Here is a 24,241-nt window from a genome sequence, read left to right on the forward strand (position 1 = left end):
ATCCGTGAAGGCGACTTCATGGGAGTGCCTTTTAGAACTCCGTATCTCGGGAAGGTATGTTCCCGTACACTTGATTCGAGAGGATCGGTCGTCCGTGTCATATAGAGAGAGATTCTCGGCTTCGGAGCAGAAGGCGCACAACCGCTTCATCGCGACGAAAATCCATCAGGAAATGTCGAAGCTCCGTGCCGGTGTGGAGGCATCGCCGACGACACCAAAGCGCTGGGTTTGGGAGTTGATCCAGAATGCCAAGGACGTGAATATCGGAGGTAGGGTTCGTGTGCGTATTGATGTGGACCTGGATGACCCGGATGCCCACGTCACCTTCAGCCACAACGGAGGCGCGTTCTCTGCGGAGAATATTCGTTTCCTTATCGAGCAAGTCTCATCGAAGGACCGGACGACTGACAGCACAGGACGGCCGACAACAACCGGGAGGTTCGGCACGGGATTTCTCACCACCCACCTGTTGTCCGAAAACGTCTTGGTCAATGGCGTCGTGAAGGAACCGGGCTTGACGCCCAGGAAGTTCGAGCTTTCGCTTGATCGCAGCGGAAGCGAGTTGGAAGAGATCATCGCTGCTGTAGAAGCCGCGAAAGGCTCGATGGAAGACTTGGATGATAGACCGCCCTATAGGGGATATGCCGACGACAAATTCAATACGTCCTTCCGCTATGAGTTAACTGACAAGACGGGCAAGAAGGTAGCGCACGCGGGTTTGAAAGACCTCGACATCTGCCTCCCGTACACGCTCGCATTCGTGCGGGAGATCGAAAGCGTCGAGTACCCGGACCATCTGGTGAGCCTCCAGGAACCCGACGGCGAAAGCGTAGATGGCGAGGTGCAATTCCTTTCCGTAACCACCGCGGACTCCGAAGGAGACACCGAAACCTATTCCATCGCGGTGCTGAGCGACGACCTGACTACGATCGCCATACCGGTCGAGCACACGGAAGACGGCGTCCGAATCCTCTCGCTTGGCCCCGAGGTACCCCGATTGTTCTGCGATTTTCCGCTCCTGGGAACCGAATCCTTTCCGTTCCCGGTGATCATCAACAACCCGACTTTCAATCCGACCGAACCACGGGACGGCGTATTCCTCACCAAGAGCGAGCGGTCCGCTGCTCAGAGCGACCATAACCGGGCCATCATCAAAGAAGCGCTCGTTCTATATCTTTCGCTGCTCGATTACGCGTCGGCAGCCGACTGGCAAGATCTGTACCTCCTTGCTGCCGCAAAGCCAATGCCGGCGTTCATCTGGGCCGATCAGGACTGGTACAAGTCCGAGATCCTCAAGCCCATGCAGACCGCCCTCCTGCGCACCAAGATCGTGCGAACTGCAGCGGACACCATGGCTCCAATCCATTCGCCTGACGGCAGCAATATCTGGTTTCCGAGTAATCCCAACAAAGAAATCCGGCGTCGCATTTGGCGCTGCTGCAAGCCATGGATTCCCAACCAGCTGCCTGCACAATCGGATGTTGAAGTGTGGTATGACATCATCTGGCCCGACTGCAACAAACTGACCCTAGATCAGGTCGCCATCTTCATCGAAGACGACGGAACGATCGAAACGCTAGCAGGCGAACTATCGGACGAAAAAGAAGTCCACGAGTGGCTCAATGACTTCTACGCGACCTTGAAACTCAGCGAGCCCGACTTCCATGCGGTGGTCACCAAACGGCGCATCTTCCCGAACCAGAACGGCACGTTCAAGAAAAAAGCCGAACTCTCCCGGGACGCTGGCGACATCGACACCGCGCTATTGGACATCCTCAAGCTCCTAGGAAACGACCTACGCGATCACCTTCTCGCTGCGGAGATCGACACGGACCTTGATGATCTTTCCCAAAGAGACGGAAGCTTCGTCGTCAAGGAAATCACGGCAACGGTCGAAAGACTCATCAATGATCGGAATGCCATGAACCGCTTTCGGCCCGCACTCTCCGGACTCCTGCTGTGGTTCCGCGACAACCCGTCAAGTGCCAAAAAGCTCTTCTCCATGCTGTATGAGAACAAACACAGGCTCTATGACGACGAGGAGATCCTCGACAACATCAAACACGCGGATCAACTCAAGCAACTCTTGAGCCGCTACAACGTGAAGAGCGTTGACGAGCTCCAAGCCGTCATCGAACAGCACACCGCGGCCTCTGAGCTCTTGCCCGTCACGCAGCAGATCATTGCGAGCCTAGGAATCACCTCAATAGAAGAATGGACCAAAGCGCTCGAAGACAAAAACCTGGCCGCCCTCTTCTCCCACGAGTCCACGCCAACGCCCGACATGTTCATTTACGCGCAATCGCTGATTCAGAGGGCCAAAGATCGCGTGATGGCCCACTTATCGACGCTTGAGGAATATGACCTCACCGATCTCGACGAGACGGCGGACACCGTCCTCGCAGGAGTCAAGAAGGACGACCGGGATGTAACTATCGTCGTCAGACCAGCATACGATGGCACGGTGATCATCTACTACCAATCGGAACGAGACGTGCTGGACTTCGTAGACCATGAACTCTGGGTAGATACCGGAAGGGACGTCCGGCGCATCACCTTCGGCCACATCCTGAAGAAGACGGACATCCGACGCTTCCCGATATAACGCCATGGACATCGCTCAAGACATCTTGGACCGCATCGGTCAGCCCGAATCCGAGCAGCTGGAATACAAGGCGGTTCTGCCGCCCGCCGCGACCGTCGCGCAACTGATCTGCTCTTTCGCGAATACCAACGGCGGAGGCATCGTCCTCGGCGTCGTCGAAAACGGCAAAGAGGTTCTCATCAATGGCCTCAGCGACGAATTCCGCGCCGTACAAATCACTCGCAAGGCAATCGATCTCCTCGCACCACCGCCTATGGTGACGTATGACTACGTCGTCCACCAGGGCAAGCGTCTCTTCGTCATCGACGTGAAGAAGTCGGATGCACCAGTCTCGCTTGGCGGCAAGGTCTATTCCAGGACTGGGGATCGTACGACTCTCCGGCAGGCAGGCCCCGCCAAAGCCATTCGAAACCTCGGTATTGCCCGTTTGTCGAAACTCTTCAAAGAAAGCCGCAAGTCCTGTACAGCCGCCAGAGCGAAGCTCTTGGACCACTACGAAAGCGTACTCCGCATCCTTGATGACCTCGGCAACCTCCTGTATCCAAAACGGTCCAACATCCCGACCGACAACCCTGAAGGCAAGATGCTTATGCGCATCCTCTTCTCGTCCTGCGCCGACACGTTCGAGATCTTCATGTCAGACCTGCTCTACGAGATCTACCTGGCGAAGCCAGAGACACTCAAATCAAACGCACAAGTGACTGTCAAAGAAGTCCTGGACTGCTCCGACATTCAAGAGTTCATCAGTCGACACGCCAAGAGCAAGCTCAAGAAGCTGCAACGCGGCAGCGTCAAAGGATTCATAGCGGACAACAGACAGATAAAGTCACTCGGCGTGTTCGACACGCGGCAGGAAGAGATCGAAAGAATCTTGCAGATTCGACACCTCTATGCTCACCAGAATGGACTTGTTGACGACAAATTCCGGGAATACTTTCCTACCGCCAACCTGAATGACGAATACCGAATGACACTTGATGAGTTCCTGACACGCTTCGAGTACCTCGCTCAGGCCATCGATGCCGTCGATGAAGCAGCGCGTAAGGACTACCAACTGGCGTCCTTTTCGTGAGATTTGGCCTAGGTGTACGTCGACACAACTTGTCGAATCTTCGATGGCAATCTCGTGCGCAGTGTAAGGTGCCGATAGCTCCAATAAAACGTGAGACACCGCTCACAGAAGTAAGTAACGAGAAAGTCGCTTATGGGAAGTTGGTGCCATAACTAAGACGTCCCTACCGAAACTGGCTTTGGTTCATTTCTTCTTCTCGTCCTGCGGCGGATTGCGTTTCTTGGCGCATGGATCTATTCGAGAGCCTAATGGACGAATTGGCCATTCAAGACCCTTTGTCTCTTTGCGAACTATCATGTTTGAATTTCAGTTTCAAATAGCGCTTTGAATTCGTATTTATCCGTTTCAAGAAAGTACCCCTGAATTTCAAGGATTTGTGAAACGAGGCGCTTTCCGTGTTGCCGTTCGATATGGACAAGCAGCTGAATGGAATCAGCAATGTGGCTCTTTATGGCGCGGTACGGCAGTTCGACGCCACTTTGCAGGACGCAGCTTGTGAATCGCTGCAGGGCCTGGGCAGCGGAGTTGGCGTGGATGGTTGAGAGCGTACCGGAATGACCGGTATTGAGCGCCTGAAGTAAATCAAAGGCTTCGCCACCGCGAATTTCTCCAACAATGATTCTGTCGGGCCGGTGCCGGAGCGTGGCTTTGAGCAGATCTCGAATCGTGATCGGTGGGATTCCATTCTGCTCTTTGCGGGCTTCAAAGCGAACAAGGTTGGGTTTTTTGATGCTGATTTCGGACGTATCTTCGAGCAGGATAATGCGGTCCTCGTCGGGAACAAACCCGGTGAGGATGTTAAGCAGGGTTGTTTTACCGGTTCCGGTTCCTCCACTGATAAGGATATTGTTGCGCGCTTCGACGCGCTGGCTAAGCAGATCGGCAACGGATTGACTAAGCGTGCCAATTCGTATGAGGTCATCCACGGTGAAATGCCGTGCATTGAATTTGCGAATGGTCAGGGTGATTCCGTCAATGCTTGACGGTCGAATGACAGCGGCGACGCGGCTGCCGTCGGGCAGGCGCGAATCAAGAATGGGTTTGATTTCTGAGACATCATCGCCCAGACGGCGAGCGATGTTTCTCACCGCAGCATTCAAAGCAGTCTCAGAAAGTGTCACCTCCGGGACAGCCTCAAGTGTGCCGTTTCTTTCGATAAAGACCTGTGCGCCGGCATTGACCATGATTTCGGAGATGTTTTCGTCCAGTATCAGGTGTTCGATGGGCCGCAAAAACGGCAGAATCAGATCAAAGCTTGCCCGCTCGTTCATAACAGCCCCCTTTTGGCCTGCTCAAAATATGAAATGTTCGGGTCGAGATAGTGTGGTTTGAGATAGCAAATCGTGGCCTCGCTGGTCTCAAAGCCGTTGTAAGGAATGACAATGGCTTGCGCGTTGGCGAGTTCTGCAAAGATTTTCTGGGGAAAGCGAAAGTCCTTCCTCATGCTGTAATTCTTACTGGCACTGACGGAGTCTCTTTCGGATGTGGTAGTGCCAGTCAGAATGCTTACCTTTGACTCCTGCCCGGATTCTGTGATGGTGTAATTGATGAAGGGCTTGTCTTCTTGTCCGCAGAGTTCACTGGCGGTCCTGGTTGAGAATTCATCCGAGAGCGCCAAAAAGATCTTCGTGCGGAACGTCTGAAGCAATGTCCTGTAGCTCTCGCCTGGCAGGGTGGAACGCAAAGAGCTGATGCTTTGCGTAGCAACGATGGCAATGCACTTGGCCTGCCGGGAGAGGCTGAAGAACTTTTCATCGCCGCTCGGGTCGCTTTCTCCGACCGTGGCGAATGTTTGGTACTCATCGCACAGAAAAAAAACAGGTCGGAAGTGCTTATCCTTGTGTTCCTCGATCTTCGGAATGCGGAGCAGAACGGCTCTTTGGAAGTCCATCTTCATCATGGTCCCAATCGCCCGAGCAAGGCCAGCGTTTAGCGAAATTGGGAAGTTCAAGGCGCAGACCTTCCCATTTTCGATGAGCCAATTGAATGACGGCAGAGGCTTCCCGTATTTGTAGCTGCCCTCGGCCTCAACAGTGTTCAAGGCAGGATCATAGGTTTCCTTACGTGGGCAGAAGATCCGTTTCACCGGAGGGCTGTCATCAAAGAGCGACAGGAAAACAGAGATACCCTCAACAATGGATGTGCGGAGCTTGGGTTCGATCCTCGTCCAGTCGTTATAAAACCAACGCTTGACTGCCTCAAATTGCTCCCGCTTGATTGTGTCGTATTCGCGCGGGGCAGGTTCACGGCGAAGCTCGTACGCCACTACGGGTCTGACGGCATTGAGCGCATTTTCGAGTGACACGGACCAGAGCGCCTCATAGTGGCTGCCTTCTTCATTCGCTGTAAAGCCGCTTACGGATGTGGCCCCGGCGCCCTGCAGGCTCCGGTAGGCCGCGGAGGAAAGCTGGATGTACTGCTTGCCGGTAAACTGCTTTTCGCCGTCCTGAATTTTCTTTTGTAAAAGATCGGGGTTAATGGAGCATTCGTACACATCAAACAATGTCACATAGTCGTAAAGAACCTTGTGAAGCAGGATTACGAATTTGACAAGATTGGTGTACGCCTGTTGCCAGAATGGTTCCTTGCCCCGACCGAACAGATTTGTCAGTAGCGAGGCAAGGCCATATGCCAGAGCGTAGGCGTCAAGGTCGTTATAAAGGGGGTTCCATCGATATTCGGAATCGAGGGAAATTTCTATATAGTCCTCCTCACGTCCGTGCTTCTTCATCACTCGTTTGATCTGGTGGCAGAAGTCGCCCTTGACTTCGAGCACTAAACCACTGAGTTTTGTTTGCGCGTTCCGAGGCTCAAAGCCGATAAGCTGGTCCGCAAAAGGCAGCATCACACATGAGGTCTTGCCCGACCCGACCGCGCCTACGACCATTGTTCCGGCGTACAGGCCGCGCGGGGGAGTGGTGATCCAGTGCGGCGTCGGGCTGGGAACGAACTTGGTCGGGTGATGCTGTTCCCCCGTAACGAGAAACAGTTGGTTGCGGCTTGCCGGTTCGGGATAGGGCGGGAGAGGGTTGGGTTTCTTCTTTCGCCCGTGCCGGTAAGCGAAGATGTAGATTCCGGAAAGAGCGGATGAGTAAAGGATGAATGGCGTTGTGAACATCAGGGCCATGTAGGTCCAGCGCATTCCGCCGTACACCATTGGGTCTTTGAGCGCGATCAGTCGCAACAGCAGATTGTCAACGGGAAATGGGTATCTCAATATAAGTACAAACCATGTGCCTGAGGCCAACATGAAGCTGACGAAGGTCTTTGAATGAAAAATATGGTCCAACATAAAGTGACTGCCTTTTTATTTTTGTTCCGATTTTGGTTGGCCGGCCTTAGGGCCACCTGCCTGTTGACGTTTGCGCTGTTCGAGCCAGGGCGCAAAGTCCGCATCGGTTTTAAAGAGCAGCTTCAATGCGCCGACGATTACGGGATCATGTTTCAAGTTCTCCGAGAATTCGCAGTAGAGTTTTAGCGTATGTTTAGTTTCTGAGTCGATCTCGAATCTCAGGGCTGACTTCTTGCCTTGGGGTTCACTTGCGATCAATGGCATGTTCATTCTCCTTTGCTTAAGAAGGCCGCTGGCCCGCCCGGAGTGCCCGCGAAGCAAAGCGAAGCCCGAGAAGGGGCCGATGCCTGCGGCAGAGGCCGGGCGCTCCGGGCCAGCGGCCTTTTCGATTTTGAGATCTCCGTGTTGCTTGCGTCCCTGCAGTTGGCAGAAAACAAAGCCCTTCGTCCGACGGGACGCCGAACCTTGAGCCGAACCGCGAAGCGAACCTTGCAACCGGGCTTGAAAGTGGCTTTTTCATGCGCTTAGCAAATATGTTTCAAACATTCCGGGTTCGGTGCTGTCCGGCGCTGAAGTGGAGAGCGGCAGGAGAGGATCACCGCTTGTCCATTGCTGATAAAGTTTTTCGTGTTCGGGCCGCGAAAATTTCTTTTCTGCTCGATTGAGATCAGCCAGGTCTTTATCGGAGAGCTGGCTGAGTTTCTTTTCTTCCCAAAGCTTCCTCAGCCGGAAGTAAGTCAAGAGAGCTGGCGAATACATCTTGTGATAGGGGCTGGAGAGAACGGCCTGAAATTGCTTCTCGGCGCGATTGAAATTGTTTGGTGAGTCGGCCACATAAATAAATTTGTATTGGCCGTTCATGGCATGGAGCAGGGGCTTGTACCAGTTCAGGTGTGCTGCGAAGCTAGTTACCCGCTCATATTCGTCTTCAAAATATGTGAAAACGGGAATCGCGGCGGTTTCACTATCGTTCGAAACGAATAGAGGAAATTTATCGACAAAATAGCGGACCGTTGCCTGTGTGCCCTGGCTATTTTCATAGATCTTGGCGGGCAGCAGGTCGCCGCTGATATTTCGTTGCTCCGCAAAGAAGTGCGTCTTATCGGCTTCTTCCTCAAGATAATCCTCGCTGAAATTGTCGAGAATGAAATCCAGAATCTTCAGTTTCAGGATGGTACGGGTGTCGCTGCTCTCTTTCCGATTGGAAGAGTGCTCCTTATCGATGGCGCCGTAGATCGAGCGGGCGCAGAGATGATAACGGCGATAACTGCTCCGCTTGTACGGGATTTCCCGGACGTGGCGATTGCGGATTGCCTTCTGCAGAAAGTCGTGGTCTGTTCCGCCGCGAGCGGCCCCGGCAAATTCGCTGAATTGCCGTCTGAGGAAATTGCCTGAGAACGTAGCGACTACATACAGGAACTGGCTTTCCCGTTCGGTATATCCATACTTCATTAACGCAGAAACGGAGTGATCAGGGATTTTCATAACGAAATAAGTCCTCCTACCAGGTCAGGCCCGTAAGGGCGGTGTCCACGATGCTCCGATCCGTAAAGTTTGAAACCGGCCGCGCGTTTTTCAGCGATGGATCGATCGCGGTAATGCTCTGTCACATATTCGAGATCGCACATCTCGCGCTCGCCTTCAGGGGTTTCGTATTCGATCCGGAGATCAGGAATGGGAATCTTGCTGCCGACGACTTTCAAGTGTTGCTGTTCGGCTGTTTCTCTGATTCCCTGCTGTTGCTGCTGGCGTGAAAGGTCTTTGGTTTTCGCCAGCTCCCGGTTGATGTTTCTTTTGAGTTCGTAATCGAGTACAACTCGTACCAGCCTGCTGCCGCGCTGCTCTATTTCACTGGCGGCTTTTTGGTAAAGGCGGTAGAGCGCTGCATCGTGTTTCAGCTCCCGTAGCTTCACAGCCCCGGCATAAATCTCCTGACGGGGATCGGTGCGAAAGTGTTTCTCGGTAAGCTGCTTGGCAGGCTTTGTGAGAGCGATGTATTTGGTTAGAGAGCCTTTTGGGCCGACAATGCGGATTAAGTTCTGGCGGTGAAGGTGGCGGAGATCGCGGTCGAATGCCGCTTGCTGCCCTCTATATATGCTTCGCAACAGGTCGGCTTTCTCGACAGCGCGGAATTTTCCGATATCAGAGAGCATTTGCTTTTCAAGGGTGTTTAGGCGGTAGTCCTTGTCTCGTAGTTCATAGGCGGAGCGCTGCTCGTCATGGTTGTGCGAATGGTCTTTAGAGATCAGTGTGCCCGGGCGCTCAAGCCCAGTCGGAGCACTTTGGTTTCGGTCTGCCCTTGTTCCATCCTCAAGATCGCGGTACATGACTATTCTCCGTATCGCTCCGCAATCTCACGTGAGAGGGCGCTGTGGCCGGTCTTGACCTGCTTATCGAGATGAAGCAATTTCTGTCCGGTACTCTTCAGGCGGAAGCGCCTGAACATGGTGTAGAAGGCTGCGAACAAATTGAAGAATAGGACCAAGGCAAAGATCCCAATCTCGTGCCCGTAGGTGTGAAATACATAACTCTTGACCGGAGTCAGGAACTTCAAACGGCCTAAAAGCAGGACCACCAGGGCAACAAAGGAAATGAAGGAAAACAGGACTGCGTTGGCCAACATAAAGCTCCTGGAGTCAAAAGGCGGCATCCTCACGGAAGTAGCTGATGGTCAGCCCGAGCGGGTTGACCTGGATCAAGCTGTTTGGAACAGAATCTCGGAATGCGAAAACAAAATGCGCGGTATAGAGAACGCGTTTCGTTTCCGTCTTGTCCACTGCATTATGAAAAACTTCTTCAAAATCCACAGTGGCTTTGTAGGGGGCAGCTCTTAAGTCCTCAATCGAAACTTTGATCACATTGATCTCAATCTCGCTCTGCTGGTTTTGGAGGAAGTTGTCGATGATCTTCTGTTTCGTCCATGCTTCCGACACATTGGCCTGAAGCTGCATGTCCATGAACAGTAATGCTTGGCTGAAGTTGTCCCGAATGGTGAATCGGTTACGGCTGTAATATCGCCGGCAGAATTCGCTCAGGAAGTATTTGATCTCGGCTTCCTGCGGCTTATAGGCGAGGGTGTTGTAATTGATTGCTTCGGCACGGCCAATGTCGTTGATGCGGATGACCAACGGCTTGAAGTTCTGGACCATCCGCGCTGTTTTGATGTTGGCGTAAATCAGTCCTGCCGCAATGAGCGATAGCGCCAGCAGGGCGATCTTCAAGTAAGTGTTCGTGACAATGGCATCACCGAACTGCTCTGCATAGAGCCGCTTGGCCGCGTTAAATTCTGACATCGTTTGCGTCTTGGTGCTCATGGTCAATCTCCAATGACTCGGCTTAACAGAACGGCACCTAAGCCGGAACTGGCGCCCGCGGAACCGCTAAACAGGTGATTGGTCAAGGCCGGGACCTTGAGCAAACCATAGATTGCAATCAGCAGGAAGATGAAGATTACTGGCAGCGTGGTCATCCACTGATCGACGCTCATTCCTCCGGTGAAAAAGCGGAAGAACCCGAGGAGCAGTTGGGCAAATATGAAGACGAATGCGGCGGCGATTACTTGATAAAAAGAATATTGCAGAAACGCTTTGAACCATCCCCAAAAGAGCCAGTCCATCTTGGGGACAATGAAAAACGGAATGAAGATAGGGCCGATGAGGGCCAACACTGCTTCGGCAATCAGGCCAAAGCCAATGATGATGAAAACCACGGCCTGGACAGCGGCCAAGATTATAGTAAGGGCAAAGAAGTATAGGCTCTGGCTGAAGCTCCACGCGCTCGGTTCTTCTAGATTTTTCTGAAACTCGGTAACGGCTGTTTCAATTTGCTTGCCCTGCTCCAAGCCGATGCTGTTTGAAAGTGAAGACGCTTCCTGCATGACCAGATCGGTGAAGCTGTAGCCAATGCCGGGTATTGGGGTGTTGTAGTAGGTCACCATGGCAAAGCCAAAGGTGATGACAAGAATAAGTTCGGTGAAGCGGGCGAAGTTGAAGCCTTCGCCCCCTTCGGCGCTTGAGAGCGCGGACTGGATTCCGAACCAGGCAACCAGGATCGTGGCAAATGCCCGAAACAGGTTATGTCCCATCTGGATAAACAAGTCCGAATGGGCTGTCATCAGGTTACGGATGCCGTCTTCAAGCAAAGTTAGTGGATCTTGAACGGGTATAAACATGACGTGTTCCCTTTGTGCACTACTATTTTCCCGGCACCGGCAGACGCGTCGGCATGGTGTCGGTAAAGCTCATCACCTCCGAGTAGTGTTGCTGCCGATAGAGTCCCGTATTGATGTTGCTCACGGCAGTCGTGCGATTGCGCTCGGTCGCAATCAGCTGTTGTTCGAGCAGTGACGCCATTAATTTATTCGTGTCCTGCATGGTGCGTACCAGAAGGACATTGGAGGCGTTGATTTTGTTCAGGACAGCCAATTGAGTATTCAGGTCTGGCGCTGAAGAGAGTGAATCGTCTTCGAGATGTTTGATCTGAAGTTCGAGCTGCTGCGCATTACGGCGCAACTGGCCAATGGTTGCCATGCCGTTAATAGTGGAGCCGTCGGATAGCTCTTCAAGGCCATAAGCCTGCTTCATTGCCTGGGAGCTGATGCTGATTGTGGGGCTGCTGAGTGGCATGTTGACCTGGCCATATCCCTGTTTGGCCGTGCCGTAGTCGCCACTATTAACGCCACTGAGCCACCATGAGGTATTTCCGAGCGTGTTTCCGGCGGTCAGGTTTGACCACTGTGCAAACTCAGCCCGATAGCGGGTGACCATATTCTGAAGTTGCCGGGCCTGTCCGCGCAGAAATTGATATTGCTGCATGTAAAGGCTGTATGTCTGCTGAAGCTGCAGCAGTTGCTGTTGCAATTGCAGGTAGCGCAGCACAGCATTGTTGTAATTCGTGGGATCAAAGACGACCCCACCGAATTGGGCGAAAGCTGGCCTCAAGGTGAGCACCAGGAACAGCGTTATTAGTGTGATTCGGAACTTCATAGATTTACTCCTTAAATATTCGAGGGCATGACGTGTTGTGTGTAATCGGGAGCCAAGAGGTCTTCAGTGAGATAGACCTTCACCCGATGACCTTCCCTAATGGTGACGGTCGGCAGGATGTTCAAGAACCTGTCGAGAACATGCAAGGACGATTGGGACAGGCTATTGGCAACACCCTGGCGGTAAGCATCAGTTGAAGACTCGGGAACTCCGGCAGAATTCGCCTGCGTCCCGAGTTGGGCCAGACCTCCGATTGCGCCGATGGCGATCGATGCACCGAATATCTGGAGATAATGATTGTTTACCTTGTCGTTCAGACCGGTCTCGCCGATTTGGTTCAAACCTTGAAAATGGTCCAGATCAAGCGAATAGCCGTCGGGCATAATCAACCGATGAAAGGAGACGGCGAGCCGTCTTTGTCCGAACGCATCAACCCGCTTGGTCTCACCTATGAGCTTGCTGCCTGCGGGGATAAGCAAGTGCTGGCGGTCTTCGGAATAAACGTCGCTCGTCATCATGCAGATGACAGGGCCGTTGAAATCACCGTCCAGCCGATTTACGAGCACTGCTTCAAGCAAAGTGCCCTCAAAGATGGTGTAGCTCTTGCCGTTTGACAGGTTCGGATTGGCAGCCGGGGCGCGGTGCGCGATTTCTGCGGACGCGGAAGGGCTGGGCGCTGCTGGCGCGAGCAAGCCGGGCATAGCTCCATTTGGTAGATTTATGCCCGCGGTCGCCGGCGGCAACGGCCCAAGGGGCAGCCCCGCAATGGACGCGGCTAGCTGCTCGGCAGTCGGAGTTTGCGGATGTAGGCTCTTGTTGGCCGGCTCACGATAACTTAGAGCTACACTCGATGAAAAGAGGGACATGTATCTGCGCTTGCGTTCATCCTCTGCAATTGGGTCAATCTGTCGCTCTGATGGAGCAACTGAGGACTGCAGCGCGGCTGGTGAATTCGGCGGGGGGAGCTGAGGTTCGGTCGCGGGCTGTGTTGCTATGCTCCGCTGCTGTTCTTGTTGTCCAGCCAAGAGACGCCGCGCTATCTCGTCCGCTGTCCCAGCCGTGTTGACGGGAGCGGAAGGAGTTGGCTGATTTTGTGGTGTCGGTGTTTTGGCCTTGGTGCCGCCTGTCAGCCAGATCAATAGCAGCATGAGGGCGGCCACAATCAGGATTACCCATGATTGAAGCGATTTACGTATTACACCAGGGGGCGTTGTGCGCTTGTCGGTGATCACTGGCGTTCCGGTCTCGGGTGTTGCATTTGTAGTGTCCTGCATAATCAGTTCCTCGCAAAATCTAAACGGTGTTTGCCAATGACCAGATAGCCCTTGTCAATGATCTTGGGCGCGATATAAACGCCGTCGCGTAAGTCAAAATTGATCAGATTGGGCGCTCCATCTTTCACTTCGTAAAGCGTGGGCTTTTCCTGCGCGCTGGAGCGGATGTAGGTAAATTTCTCGTCGTGATAAATCTCCGAAACCGCGAACGGCTTTTTATCGCGCTTGAATTTGTAATCAAACTGAAGCGCCTTGACCGGATACTCCGAGCGAAATACCTCTTTGCCTTCCTGCGCTCTCTCCGTTTCGTGCCGCGCGGTTGCCTTAACACTTTCCACCTCCGATGCCAGTACAAATCTCGGCGGGCCGCTGAGCGCCTGGATCATGGTTTGCTCGGTGGGTTCAATGAAGACCTTGAGGTCGGGATCGCCGCCGTTCTCGCCAACTTCATTCAGCAAGAGTGAATAGACGTTGCCTGCGGCAGTAATCAGGGTCACATTGGTGCTGCTGTTCTGCTTGGCGGGTTTGACGTAGCAGAAATTCTGCACGCCTTCGACAATCCAGAAATCTTTGTCGCCGACAACAAAGTCCAGGATTCGCTCGTTGGCCGGCAAAATGACCAGCGTAGTGAATCGGACCTTGGCCCTGACGGGCACAATGTCCTTGGCTGCGTATTTGACGGTGCGGGCCTCGCGGACTTGACCGAGGCCAATCCCCGTAAAGAGGGTAATGATTGAGATAAGTGCGAGTGTTCGTTTCATATGCGTGTGCTCCTGGCAAGGACTTCCAGCCCTTGCCGAAATCCGTGCGCCCGAAACGCCTCCTCCCGGCGCTGGTTATCATTGGGGTCGTTCGTGTAGAGCCAGTAGGATTTCCCATCCACATTGAGGTTCAAGACCTTCGCCATGTCCGGGCGCTTTATGAATAATTGGCGTTTGGGTATGAGGCCCGAAATCATCTCGATTTCGTTGTCGTTCAGGTGAAAGGTGTTCTTATAAAGCTCGGTATCGAGAGCTGGATTTGCCACAAAAATCTTGGTGCCGCAGCTTTCGAGCACAACATCCAGAATCTCCGACTTGCGCAGCTCATCAAGAGACTGCGTGGAAAGAACCATCGCGGCATTTTTCTTGCGCCAGGTCTTCAGGGCCTCCACGATGTAACTGCGAATGACCGGATGGGAGAAAAAGCGCCAAGCTTCATCCATGAAGAATGCTTTGAAAGTCATGGAGATCGCCGGGTCGTAGATCACGGCGTTGGCGCGATGCAGGATGTAGAAAAGCAGAGGCTCAATGACCTCTGCATACTGGTCCATTCCTTCAAAATCAAAGCACTGGAAGCGGCTGAAAGCCAGCGTGTCAGTGGCATTGTTAAACAATGTCGCGTATTGTCCGCCCGCAGTCCACTTGTGCAACTTGTCGGCCAAGTCCTTGCGCAGGGTGTTCGAGAGCACATCTAAAGTCCGCAGGTCAAGGGGAAGCTGATACAGATTTTCGATCTGCTCATAAACCTCCTTGTCGTCGGCGTGGGTGAATCTGTACTGGCCTTTGCCCTCGATCAGTACCTTGACAAACGAAAACAAGAAATTCAGATTCTCCGCCGTAGGTTCAAGCGAAAACGGATTGATCGTGAATGGGCCTCCGCTAATCCCAACTTTCAGATAGGACCCGCCGAACAGTTGCGTGATGCTCCTGAAGCTGCCGCCCAAATCAAAGATGAAGGTGTACGGTTCATACTTCTGCATGTTGGCGATCAGGAAATTGAGAAGGAACGATTTTCCCGAGCCGGTGCGCCCGGTAATCAGCGTGTGCGCCGTGTCCTGATAATGGAGATTGAAGAAATACGGGCTGCTGTGGTTGGTTTCAAGGATCGCCAGATATTCACGGTCAAGGTGTTTGTTCCACTGGTCCCCAGTGTGCAACGTGAACAGGAATGAGTAATCAGCATAATTGGTGTTCAGCACATCCATCCGGCGCAGGTTGAAATGCTGATTGCCGGGAATCGTGGCGAAAAAAGTGTTTAGCAGGTTGTAGCGTTCGCTATAAAGCGAGCCATCGTTCACGCTGAAGACTTTGTAAATCTCTCCGCAGGCTCGCTCTACGGCCTGTCGGTCCCGTCCATAGACCACAACGGTAAGTGAGAGCTCGCCGAAGTAGTTGCCTTTAATCTCCAGTTCTTTTAGACACTCGCCCAGGTTGTGAACGAGCGACTCCTTCGAGTCATCTACCAGAACATCGCCGATGTTGGGCGAGTTGTCCGCCCTGATCTGGCTCATTAGAGATGTTTTGCTGTTGTGAAAATGACGCCGGGCCGATTGGATCTTCTTACGGGCTTCGGCATTCGGGCGGGGTCGCCATTCGGTGACAACGTGCAAGCTGGCCTCGACCTCATAAAGCTGCTTCAGGATCAGAGGCCAGCTCTGCGCCGTTGGCTCCTTCCAGGTCAAAACTTTCACATAAGAGTCATCCACCTGCAAGTGCGTGGGGTAGCACTCAAGGGACGAATCGCACATAAAGAAATCAACGTGGGTGTCATATTTCAGATGGTGCCACGCCCTCTTCTCCGGGCTGAAGTTCACCATCTTGCGCATGAATTGGTAGGCATCATCCTTTCCTAACAAACGAATCTTTACAAAGTCGTTCACTTGGAGAATGAAGTTCTCCGTCCGCTGGCGCAAGATGCGTTGGGCCTTTTCAATTTCAGACTGTACGAATACGATTTGCGTCTTACTGGACAATAAGCCGTGCAATTCATCCCAGGCCGAGCGGGGATTGGAAAATACTTTCCCGATTGCCTGCAAAAATTTGCTCTGATAGCGGAACCCTTCGTAGAGAACTGCGTAATTGATATTCAGGGAGTAAAGATCAGCGGCTTTGGTCTTGAAATATGCAAGCCGTGTTTCAACCGCGGTCCTGACAATCTCATCGGCAACGGGAGCGTTGGGAATGGGAGGGTTATTTGTCTTAAACAGATATTGATAAATGCGGAATTTGGAATCAAACAACTTGAGGGCCGACTCCAGGCGCTTGGTTAGATTGTCTATTTCCCTGCTGTCCAGACACTCGTAGTCAACGCCATCCACCTCAAGCACCATCCCGATATCGCCGGATTTCGTGATAAAGGTGTTTTCGTCAATGAAACCGAAGACGCTGATGTTTTCGTTCAGCGCTCCTGTTTCTTTATAGTTCTTGACGATTCTTTTTACACTAAGCATGACTAATCACCTTTGTCGTTTGGTCACAGAACTTAAGCGGGTCGTACTGCTTGCGGAACTTGCCGGAGTTGAGCAATATCCTCAGCATTTGTGCATCGCTGTGGGTCGCCCAACGTGCCGGTATCAGCAAAGCCGCAAACATTACGATCCCGCTAAAAACGCTGCCAAAGAGGTTGAAAACAGCGCCGCCGAGCACCAAGGCGGCAAAAAACAGCCGGCGCTCCGCTCCCAGAATGGTGAGCGGCCTGTTTATGGCTCTGTAAACCGGATTGAGTCTTTTGCTTTCCACTTTCTTTGCTTTCCTTCTGGTTGGTGGTTTTGCTCTAAGCTCCTGGCATAAGCCAGCTTAGGAAGTTAACTGCCGCAACGGCCATGCCCACGCCGAAAATGATTCCAGCCAGCATCCGCTTATGGCCGCCCTCGCCAAAAGCAAACATCAGGCCACCTACGACAATTGCTACCAGGCTCAAAGCCTTGGCTATAGGTCCGGTAAAGGCATCCCGGAGTTGATTGACTGCTGTTTCCCAGGGGCTCGTACCCTGAAAAAAGTACATTGCAAATAAAAGTGATCGTATCGTTCCCATATGGCATCCATTGTGAGTAGCTACTCACGTGAGTCTTGGTTCACTCCGGCCAGCTCATCAGCCCGTAGTGGTTCGTTGCTCCGGGCTGGAGAAGACCAAAATGTTGTTCCAACGAACACCGCGGCCAGCCGCGCTCATCTTCGCTTTACCTTGTTTGACTTCGTCTGACATAGCCATTCGTCCGACTTTTCCTTTTTGCGTTCGTCAAAGTGTGCGCGTGCAAGCCGCAGTGTCTATCCAGAGTAGACGCTACAGGTATAAGGAAAGGTGCACTCAGCAGCCGCAAATGCGGCTCTGTTGAGTGTGTTGACGCCAATGAAAAAGTGGATTGAATGGCTAGAGAAACAAGACAGCCCGATTAAGGCAAACCAAATCGCAAAGATACTTGGGGTCACCACTTCGGAAGTTTACAAACTAGCCGCCTGCGGCAAGATTCCAGGCGCAATACGTGTATCCAAAAGAGCTATCAGGTTTTGTCCTGATAAATTTGTGGAATGGCTAAAAGAGACCGTTTATGGAAACGGAAATAGCAATCGTAATCACAACTGAATGACTATGTACTTGTGACGGACAGCTATTAGTCGGCGTAAACACTGTCGACAGAGTGTCCCTAGTGGCATCTACGACTTGTCGCCGAAACTAATCGCGGAATCAAGAGTCTATTTTTAGTAGCGATTATGTGAACGGATGGTAATTATGGTTTCACCAGTTCAGAATGGTTTGATCAACAATTCTTCTGAAAGTGCGCCGACTCCCGATGAATGCCTGGAAACGCACTACTCTCCCGAGGCTGTCTCGTTAATGTGGGGTCTAAGCCCGAGGACCGTTCGGCGGCTGTTTGCGAACGAGCCAGGAATCATTGAATTGGGACAACCTGACAGCATGAGAAAAAGACGCTACTTGACGATTCGTATTCCCGAAAGCGTCTTGGTGCGCGTGCACCGGCGCCTAAAGAAGGCAGGCTGATACTGAAGCAGAGTAACGGGTGCAAGCATGCACTTGCATCCGTTTTTTCGCGGTGAAAGAGGGGGCATTTTGAGCTGGCTGCAGAAACTTTACGGGCGGGCCGAACGCATGGAGCCATTATCTGTACGCGAAGTAGCAGAACTCCTCGGGGTTACGCCGCAACACGTTTATAAAATGCTCGAATCCAATCAGATTCCAGGAGCGCTACGTATCTCAAATCATGCTCTTCAATTTTGTCCGCGGACCCTTCTCGACTGGTTGCGCTCCAAGCTCGCCAGCTGATCGGTCAGGGAACTCACTATTTGCGTTTCCAATAAAGCAGGAGATAATCCGCTCATGATCTGCACCTGTGGTAATCAAGTGGCGTCAAATGCCCGGTTTTGTCCGCGCTGCGGAAAGCGTTTTACCCACAAGTTCGTGAAGTTACTTTCATGGTTTTTTGGAATAATTATTGGGTTTGGAATCCTTATGGCAGTTATCAGTCAGAACGGCCCCACAAGGCCCGTATCTTCCACTGAGCAAGAGAAAAAGGCCAAGGATGAGCGACAGTTTCAACTCGCAGTCAGTGGTGCTAAACAGCTGAAAAATGCGATGCGGAATCCCGACAGTTTTAAGGTGTCCAATGCTCTCTTTATGGATAATGGAGTGGTCTGCTACGAGTACCGTGCGCAGAACGGGTTTGGCGGGATCAATGTTGGCCGTGCCGTATTGACGGCTAAAGGCATGCTCAAAACGAATGAGATGGACGGTGGCACAAAGCTCTGGAACCGCGAGTGTGCGAATAAATCAGGTTACGACAAGACGTGGGCAGTAAATTACGCAATAAGATAGGGAAGAGGCCAAGCGTCGCCCAAATCTCTGCTTGACGGGACGCACTCGGCTCAAAAAAGAGACGATTGCGCCGGGCCATCCTGTACCGCGACTGATTCTTCTGCACACTCTGGGCCGTCGTTCCCAACCTTGCTCACTGTAGAGCTTACCGGGTAGACCCGCATGGACCCGCATCGAACGGCTTGAGCAGATCGGCGACCTTTGCGGGATCAGTGACACCGGGGTCAAGCCAGAGATCGTAATCGGCAGGTTTAAGGATAATCGGCATCCTGTCGTGAATATCTTTCAGCAGCACATTGGCTTCAGTCGTGAGGATCGTGCAGGATTCGATTACCTTGCCTCCCGGGTCTTTCCATCTGTCCCACAGGCCGCCGAACGCAAACAGGCCGTTGTCAGCCATCCCGATATTGTAGGGCTGCTTTTTCTTGGGGCCAATCTTCTTCCACTCATAAAACCCATCAGCCGGGATCAGGCACCGGCGCTTCTTCATCGACTCGCGAAACGCTGGCTTCTCCGCAGCCGTCTTGGATACGGCGTTGATAGTCTAAACCGAACGAAATATCTTTAGCCCAATAAGGAATCAAGCCCCAGCGCATCTTGGCGAATATGCGCTTTGGCTCTTTGCGATCCTGGCGGATCGTGGCGACTTCATCAGTGGGCGCTATGTTCCATCGGGCGGCCCAATTGATGTCTTCAGCAGGAATGTTGAAATACTCGCTGAGCCAACGCTTTTTTGCCGTGAGTCTGTAACGCCCGCACATCGTTTATTTCTTCCGTTGCACAACTGAGATCGATTCTTTGAGAGCGGCAGCGATGTCAGCATCGCCGGTCAGAATATGCGCTGGCTTCGGCATATGCGACTGCTGTCCTAACCATGCCTGTACTTCGGTGGGATCGGCAATGGTGAATCGTCCTTCACGCTTCACGGGCATCCCTTGTTTTGCCCAAGTCTGTGCAGATGCCGGACTGGTGCCGAGAAACTTAGCAATCGCGGTCCAGCCTTTCAGAGTCGTTGCCGGCGCTGTTTTCTTCTTGGCCATCCAGACTAGTTTAGCGAAACATACAGGGCGGTGAATTGTTTGCGCAGGCGAACTGTGGGGTAGTGCTGCTGGATTACGCTGACGCGGTTCTGGTCAACATCAGGCGTGATGACGATGGACGAGGCGGGATGCTGTCCGGCCAGAGCCAGAACCTCAGAGATCGCAATGGCCTCATAGACCTCATGGCCTTGCTTGGTGAGTTCGTCAGTCAGCGAGTGGGGCGCAATCGTGAACAGGATCAGGGTCACAGGTCGGCTTGTCCAATCAAGAAGTGCCTTTTATTGTATTACCCCTTTCGATTGAAAGACCCACACGACTTCCTAACTAGGTACTTATATATTTAAACGGCGTCTGCAATCTGGTCTATAGTAAGTAAAGACATTCGGGAGATTCGCGGTGAGCTGGATTCCATACCCGACAAAAGACTCCAGAAAGCATAAGTCATACTCCCGCATTGAAGCGCAGGGCATCAAGCCGCTCAGAAAGAAGGTAGCATGAGCGAAACGGCCACAAGCAAGACACTTCTCGACATCAACCAAACGATCCTCAAGTGGCTTAAGGAAAAGACTGGCCTTGAGAACCTCACTCGCCCAGACATAGAAAAGTTGGAGGAGGACTGGCGGAAACTCGGCGAGAACACCAAGAGCAAGTCCCTAGAACAGTTATATTCCGAAATGAAGGAAGCCGTTACCAGGCACCTGACGGGTATAGGGATGAGTAAGACTCAGGCTGACGAATGGGTGAGTCCCAGATGGAAGGACTTTATCGACCGTGCGGAAGCAATTCGCAAGTCACCTTCGATGGCAGTCCCGAAAGTAAAAAGAGAGAGGTTCGGGTTGGTCCAGTTCTTCATAGGATTTGTGATTGTCGGCAACATCCTGGCCAGTTACTCGGCCAATCAACAAGCGGACGAACGCGCTGCTAGTGAAGAACAAAAACATATTGTTTTGGTGCAAGAATTGAAACAAGAACAGGAGGCGAAGTGGAAGGCTGAATTCGACGCCTATGAGAAAAGGCATCAGCGGGAAATCGAACATTCGCCTGCTCAGGATCTTCCACCCTGGGCAGTGCCACCACTAAATCCTCCTGCTCAACCGCAGATAGCAAGAGCGGCGGTGCCATTGCCTGTCGCGGTCGAAGAAGAGGCTGACGAGCCCGTTGAAGTGGAGGTAACCAATTCGTCTGGAACACAAACATACGCAACCACTCTCGGACAAGTTTACAAGGCTATTCCAGAGTCCAGAAACGAGATTGAACAGCAAGCCAAGATAGATCACGGGTACGACCACCCCGACCCGCGGTCCTGCGTCTCCACAGATTGCCTGAGCCAGCATTCTAATCAACGGCCTCTTAAACAATATACGGTTGACTCGGAAGTCGGGTCAGTCAAAATCACCCCCAAATAGTAGAAGGGTCCCATGGCAGCAAACGAATATGTCGAAGGCGGAAGTCGCAGTGACCACCGTAGGTCACGCCGTAGGTGGGCTTTTATTCTTTCATTCGTTTTCTTCTGTGTAGGTCGGTCTTCAGTCTTAGGCTACACGCCGTTGCTCGTGATTAGCCTCGTCTTCTTCGTGCTGGGAGTAATCCAGTCGCACATCATCGACCGCAACAAATGACTGACTCCTTGGTTTTTCTTAAAACCTCTAGCGGGAATTAACCTTCGAGGCTCCTCTTGATAAGATTTTTCTTATGGTCGAGATTGGCCTCGTCGAGGGCATCCCCGGCCGTTTTATCCAACAGATACCTGCAAATAAATATTGTTCTTGTTCCGTCAAGCTGCGATACAATCCATCACCATCCCCCCTCATAATTCCCACAAGACAGCGATCTACAATGACGGACGACGCAAGAACTCAGTCGCTTACAATCTATTTAGCGCGTGTTGGAGCTAAGCTGGCCGATCTGCTCAAGCCCGAGTATGCCACACTCAAGCAGTTCAAGATAGATATCAATATATCCACGCAGGCGTTTTTGTATATCGAAACGCCAACTTCCGATTTTCCTGATTGGTCGTCTTTCTTCGATGGCTACGTCGATCAAGTTGAATTCGGAAAGAACAGCTCTACGGGCGCTTTATTGCTTGTGGAGGCCCAAAGCAAATATTTTGCATTGCCGTTTGGTCGCGGGCGCTTCATGTTGAACGATGAATTCGTCGAAGAGAAGTTTGGACTAAAAGTTACGCTCAACTGCATCGGCGAAGGCAAAGTACGGACGATCCAAAAGCGCTCCTTGGATCAGATTCTCAGAATCAGTCAAGAACAGGCGAGTAGGGACGCAACGACGACTGAGTTCGGCTTTGATGTCGAGCAAGATCTGCTTGGCGGCGTGACCGGCACTCCCACAGACACACAGACTTTCGGACCACGTATTTCAGGCGCAGAATCTTTGCACTTAGCTATACCTGTGAACCTGAATGGCCTTCCCGAACTCCTTGGTCAGGTCGCAGATAAATATCTCGATACATCGTACAAGAAGAACTTCCCCTGGGTCGACCATATTGCGGAGGTTACTAATACTGCAAAACAGGATGCACTTGATAAAACGTTGGTTGAAGAAATTAATGCTGGTCAGACGGGTGGTGTATGGATGGCGGTTCCCGACATCGTTGAATGGGTCAGGATCAGCAGATTTAGATTCGTTTCGCCAGGTCAAGTTTGGGAAGACGCTGACATTCACTTGAAGAGGTTTCTCGAACTGCTGGGCAAAACGAAGGTCACGGTGGACCTACTAAAGAATAAGAGGGTTGTGGCTGTGGATGAACAGGGAGATAAATTGAAAATGTGGTCCGTTTATAAATGTCTCTGCGCGGAATTGGACTACAACAAGGAATCGTTTCTGTTGAGCGGCGGCAAATGGTATGCAGTTGACAAGACATTCGTTGAACGCATAACCAAGGATTATAACGACATTGACGACTATGACAGGAAGTTTCCGGAATATCAACACGCGAATGAAGGAGAGTATCTCAACGCGGTTTGGCAAAGCGATCAGGCAACGTATGCGCTGATGGATCAGAAATTCCTAAAGTATCCAAGCAAAATGGAGTTCTGCGACCTGTATACAGCGAACAAAGATATCTGCCATATAAAGAGATATGGCCAAGCAGGCGCGTTGAGTCACCTGTTCGCGCAGGGTCTCATCTCTGGCGAGCTTTTCAAGATAGATCAAAGATTTCGGAAAGAAGTAAACGAGAAACTGCCAAACCCTTACAAGCTTGCCGACCATACAGCAAAACTCGCTGAGGGCGAATACCGGATTGTATTTGGCATCATTAGCGATACGCCTGGTGCGCTACGAATCCCATTTTTTTCACGTCTTAATTTCAAGAACGCCGTCAGAAGATTGGAAGCGTATGGCTACCGGGTTGCGAAAGCGAAAATCACGGTCGAAGCAGTATTCAGTAAGACACGGAAAGAAATGAAAAAAAAGAAAAAGATCAAATAGATCAATCAATAACCTGCCTCAACGCCGGAGTATTTCAACGAGAATCGTTTGGCCCATTTGACTCTCATGTCGGTGTCGTAAATTTCGCATTTTTGAGGTCACTGATCTTATTCCAACATAAAAGTGGCTTTGAATCTAATGATCCGAGGCGGGAACAGGCGTCATGATGAAGAGTATCGGCTGAATCCGTGGTTCCGAGCTGCGCATTGTTAGGCTGATCCTGGGCGCGACAAGCGCTTACATGTCGGAAGGATTGTCGTCTTTCGGGCTTTTGCAAGCTTTCACAAACTCGAATCCAAAATCAGTAAGAACTATTCTAAGTGTTTTGGTAGAGTCCGAAGATATTCGGCTTGGAAAATCCCCCATTCTTCTCTGTGTTATCAACCCCAATCGCTTGAGATTGTCCGCACAGATAGGTGGAAGCCGCAGGGAACACTCAGCCAACGTCAAATTAGGTCGTCCTTCTTTTGTCCATATATAAATGTCGTCGAGGAATACAGCTTCCAACTTAGAAATCTGTTTCAAAATGTCCGGCCATGCTGGTAGTACGAAAACGTTATGATTTGGGTTTGCTGCGTTTGCTAAAAGGTTTGCCCATCGATCTTGAAGATCATCGTCTTCCTCTAGGCTGGCCTTTTCGACGATCTCAAACAACAGTGGCAACTTAACAGCCTCGGGCTTAATTCCCGCGCCGTCGCATATTGTCTTGACGCGCTCGAATAGTCTGACCTGTCTTTTAAAGCGCCACACCTGAATTGAGTCCCGAAAGCTCAGACCAATTTCTTCGGCGGCGGGACCAGCCAGAATCTTGACGATGTCTTCTATGGGCTTGTAAATGGCCTCGATAGCGCCCCGGGCTACGCTCTTTGTCGGGTCTTCGGGCATTCGGCCAATCATAACATCAGCATAGGGTGTTGCGAGGCGTATATTAGGC

General features: G+C 51.9%; 24 protein-coding genes and 1 pseudogene. 7 read left to right on the top strand and 18 right to left on the bottom strand.

Annotated elements, in window-relative coordinates:
- The first annotated feature begins 94 nt into the window (after positions 1 to 94).
- Positions 95 to 2,605 carry a hypothetical protein gene (locus LAO76_02200; protein MBZ5489726.1) on the top strand — a complete coding sequence of 837 codons (2,511 nt, stop codon included), beginning with the start codon at positions 95 to 97 and terminating at the stop codon, positions 2,603 to 2,605.
- Positions 2,606 to 2,609: 4 nt separating this feature from the next.
- On the top strand, positions 2,610 to 3,677 hold the full coding sequence (locus LAO76_02205; protein MBZ5489727.1) for an ATP-binding protein: 1,068 nt from the start codon (positions 2,610 to 2,612) through the stop codon (positions 3,675 to 3,677).
- 293 nt (positions 3,678 to 3,970) lie between these two features.
- On the opposite strand, the gene tadA is transcribed toward LAO76_02205, so the two are convergent.
- The 14 genes from tadA to LAO76_02275 form a co-directional block, all read right to left on the bottom strand.
- Positions 3,971 to 4,948: a Flp pilus assembly complex ATPase component TadA gene (gene tadA / locus LAO76_02210; GenBank protein MBZ5489728.1), complete on the bottom strand. Its 978-nt coding sequence runs from the start codon at positions 4,946 to 4,948 to the stop codon at positions 3,971 to 3,973.
- On the bottom strand, positions 4,945 to 6,969 hold the full coding sequence (locus LAO76_02215) for a type IV secretion system DNA-binding domain-containing protein (GenBank protein MBZ5489729.1): 2,025 nt from the start codon (positions 6,967 to 6,969) through the stop codon (positions 4,945 to 4,947). Before LAO76_02215 ends, tadA begins: the two co-directional genes overlap by 4 nt.
- A 15-nt stretch (positions 6,970 to 6,984) precedes the next feature.
- Positions 6,985 to 7,233, bottom strand: a complete 249-nt coding sequence (locus tag LAO76_02220; protein MBZ5489730.1) for a hypothetical protein — start codon at positions 7,231 to 7,233, stop codon at positions 6,985 to 6,987.
- Between the two features lie 252 nt (positions 7,234 to 7,485).
- Positions 7,486 to 8,454 carry a hypothetical protein gene (locus LAO76_02225; GenBank protein MBZ5489731.1) on the bottom strand — a complete coding sequence of 323 codons (969 nt, stop codon included), beginning with the start codon at positions 8,452 to 8,454 and terminating at the stop codon, positions 7,486 to 7,488.
- On the bottom strand, positions 8,451 to 9,296 hold the full coding sequence (locus LAO76_02230; protein ID MBZ5489732.1) for a hypothetical protein: 846 nt from the start codon (positions 9,294 to 9,296) through the stop codon (positions 8,451 to 8,453). The genes LAO76_02225 and LAO76_02230 overlap by 4 nt, the downstream gene beginning before the upstream one ends.
- 2 nt (positions 9,297 to 9,298) lie before the next feature.
- Entirely contained in the window at positions 9,299 to 9,592 is a 294-nt protein-coding gene (locus LAO76_02235) for a hypothetical protein (GenBank protein ID MBZ5489733.1), read from the bottom strand.
- A gap of 13 nt (positions 9,593 to 9,605) precedes the next feature.
- The gene (locus LAO76_02240; GenBank protein MBZ5489734.1) at positions 9,606 to 10,283 is read right to left on the bottom strand and encodes a hypothetical protein; all 678 of its coding nucleotides are present in this window, start codon (positions 10,281 to 10,283) and stop codon (positions 9,606 to 9,608) included.
- A 2-nt stretch (positions 10,284 to 10,285) separates the two neighbouring features.
- A complete protein-coding gene (locus LAO76_02245; protein ID MBZ5489735.1) occupies positions 10,286 to 11,110 on the bottom strand; it encodes a type IV secretion system protein in 825 nt (274 codons plus the stop codon).
- 52 nt (positions 11,111 to 11,162) lie between these two features.
- A complete protein-coding gene (locus LAO76_02250; protein MBZ5489736.1) occupies positions 11,163 to 11,954 on the bottom strand; it encodes a hypothetical protein in 792 nt (263 codons plus the stop codon).
- An 11-nt stretch (positions 11,955 to 11,965) separates the two neighbouring features.
- A complete protein-coding gene (locus LAO76_02255) occupies positions 11,966 to 13,228 on the bottom strand; it encodes a hypothetical protein (protein ID MBZ5489737.1) in 1,263 nt (420 codons plus the stop codon).
- Positions 13,229 to 13,230: 2 nt separating this feature from the next.
- Entirely contained in the window at positions 13,231 to 13,989 is a 759-nt protein-coding gene (locus LAO76_02260; protein ID MBZ5489738.1) for a TrbG/VirB9 family P-type conjugative transfer protein, read from the bottom strand.
- Positions 13,986 to 16,439, bottom strand: a complete 2,454-nt coding sequence (locus LAO76_02265) for a DUF87 domain-containing protein (GenBank protein ID MBZ5489739.1) — start codon at positions 16,437 to 16,439, stop codon at positions 13,986 to 13,988. Before LAO76_02265 ends, LAO76_02260 begins: the two co-directional genes overlap by 4 nt.
- On the bottom strand, positions 16,432 to 16,728 hold the full coding sequence (locus tag LAO76_02270; GenBank protein MBZ5489740.1) for a VirB3 family type IV secretion system protein: 297 nt from the start codon (positions 16,726 to 16,728) through the stop codon (positions 16,432 to 16,434). Before LAO76_02270 ends, LAO76_02265 begins: the two co-directional genes overlap by 8 nt.
- Before the next feature lie 34 nt (positions 16,729 to 16,762).
- Positions 16,763 to 17,023, bottom strand: coding sequence for a TrbC/VirB2 family protein (locus tag LAO76_02275; GenBank protein MBZ5489741.1), 261 nt, complete (start codon positions 17,021 to 17,023; stop codon positions 16,763 to 16,765).
- A gap of 315 nt (positions 17,024 to 17,338) precedes the next feature.
- Between LAO76_02275 and LAO76_02280 the strand changes: the two genes are divergently transcribed.
- The 3 genes from LAO76_02280 (at position 17,339) to LAO76_02290 (ending at position 18,820) form a co-directional block, all read left to right on the top strand.
- Positions 17,339 to 17,572, top strand: a complete 234-nt coding sequence (locus tag LAO76_02280; GenBank protein MBZ5489742.1) for a helix-turn-helix domain-containing protein — start codon at positions 17,339 to 17,341, stop codon at positions 17,570 to 17,572.
- 444 nt (positions 17,573 to 18,016) lie between these two features.
- Positions 18,017 to 18,271: a helix-turn-helix domain-containing protein gene (locus LAO76_02285; protein MBZ5489743.1), complete on the top strand. Its 255-nt coding sequence runs from the start codon at positions 18,017 to 18,019 to the stop codon at positions 18,269 to 18,271.
- 186 nt (positions 18,272 to 18,457) lie between these two features.
- On the top strand, positions 18,458 to 18,820 hold the full coding sequence (locus LAO76_02290) for a hypothetical protein (protein MBZ5489744.1): 363 nt from the start codon (positions 18,458 to 18,460) through the stop codon (positions 18,818 to 18,820).
- A 50-nt stretch (positions 18,821 to 18,870) separates the two neighbouring features.
- Here LAO76_02290 and LAO76_02295 read toward each other — a convergent pair.
- The 3 genes and pseudogenes from LAO76_02295 to LAO76_02305 form a co-directional block, all read right to left on the bottom strand.
- A pseudogene (locus tag LAO76_02295) lies at positions 18,871 to 19,581 on the bottom strand (SOS response-associated peptidase).
- Positions 19,582 to 19,584: 3 nt separating this feature from the next.
- Positions 19,585 to 19,860: a hypothetical protein gene (locus LAO76_02300; GenBank protein MBZ5489745.1), complete on the bottom strand. Its 276-nt coding sequence runs from the start codon at positions 19,858 to 19,860 to the stop codon at positions 19,585 to 19,587.
- A 5-nt stretch (positions 19,861 to 19,865) separates the two neighbouring features.
- Entirely contained in the window at positions 19,866 to 20,108 is a 243-nt protein-coding gene (locus LAO76_02305) for a hypothetical protein (GenBank protein ID MBZ5489746.1), read from the bottom strand.
- Between the two features lie 246 nt (positions 20,109 to 20,354).
- Between LAO76_02305 and LAO76_02310 the strand changes: the two genes are divergently transcribed.
- Complete coding sequence (locus tag LAO76_02310; protein MBZ5489747.1) at positions 20,355 to 21,266, top strand: hypothetical protein; 912 nt, start codon at positions 20,355 to 20,357, stop codon at positions 21,264 to 21,266.
- 430 nt (positions 21,267 to 21,696) lie between these two features.
- Positions 21,697 to 23,307: a TIGR04141 family sporadically distributed protein gene (locus tag LAO76_02315; protein ID MBZ5489748.1), complete on the top strand. Its 1,611-nt coding sequence runs from the start codon at positions 21,697 to 21,699 to the stop codon at positions 23,305 to 23,307.
- A gap of 237 nt (positions 23,308 to 23,544) precedes the next feature.
- On the opposite strand, the gene LAO76_02320 is transcribed toward LAO76_02315, so the two are convergent.
- Entirely contained in the window at positions 23,545 to 24,192 is a 648-nt protein-coding gene (locus tag LAO76_02320; GenBank protein MBZ5489749.1) for a DUF4393 domain-containing protein, read from the bottom strand.
- Positions 24,193 to 24,241 lie beyond the last annotated feature (49 nt).

The sequence above is a fragment of the Terriglobia bacterium genome, assembly GCA_020072645.1.
Lineage (GTDB): Bacteria > Acidobacteriota > Terriglobia > Terriglobales > Acidobacteriaceae > Angelobacter.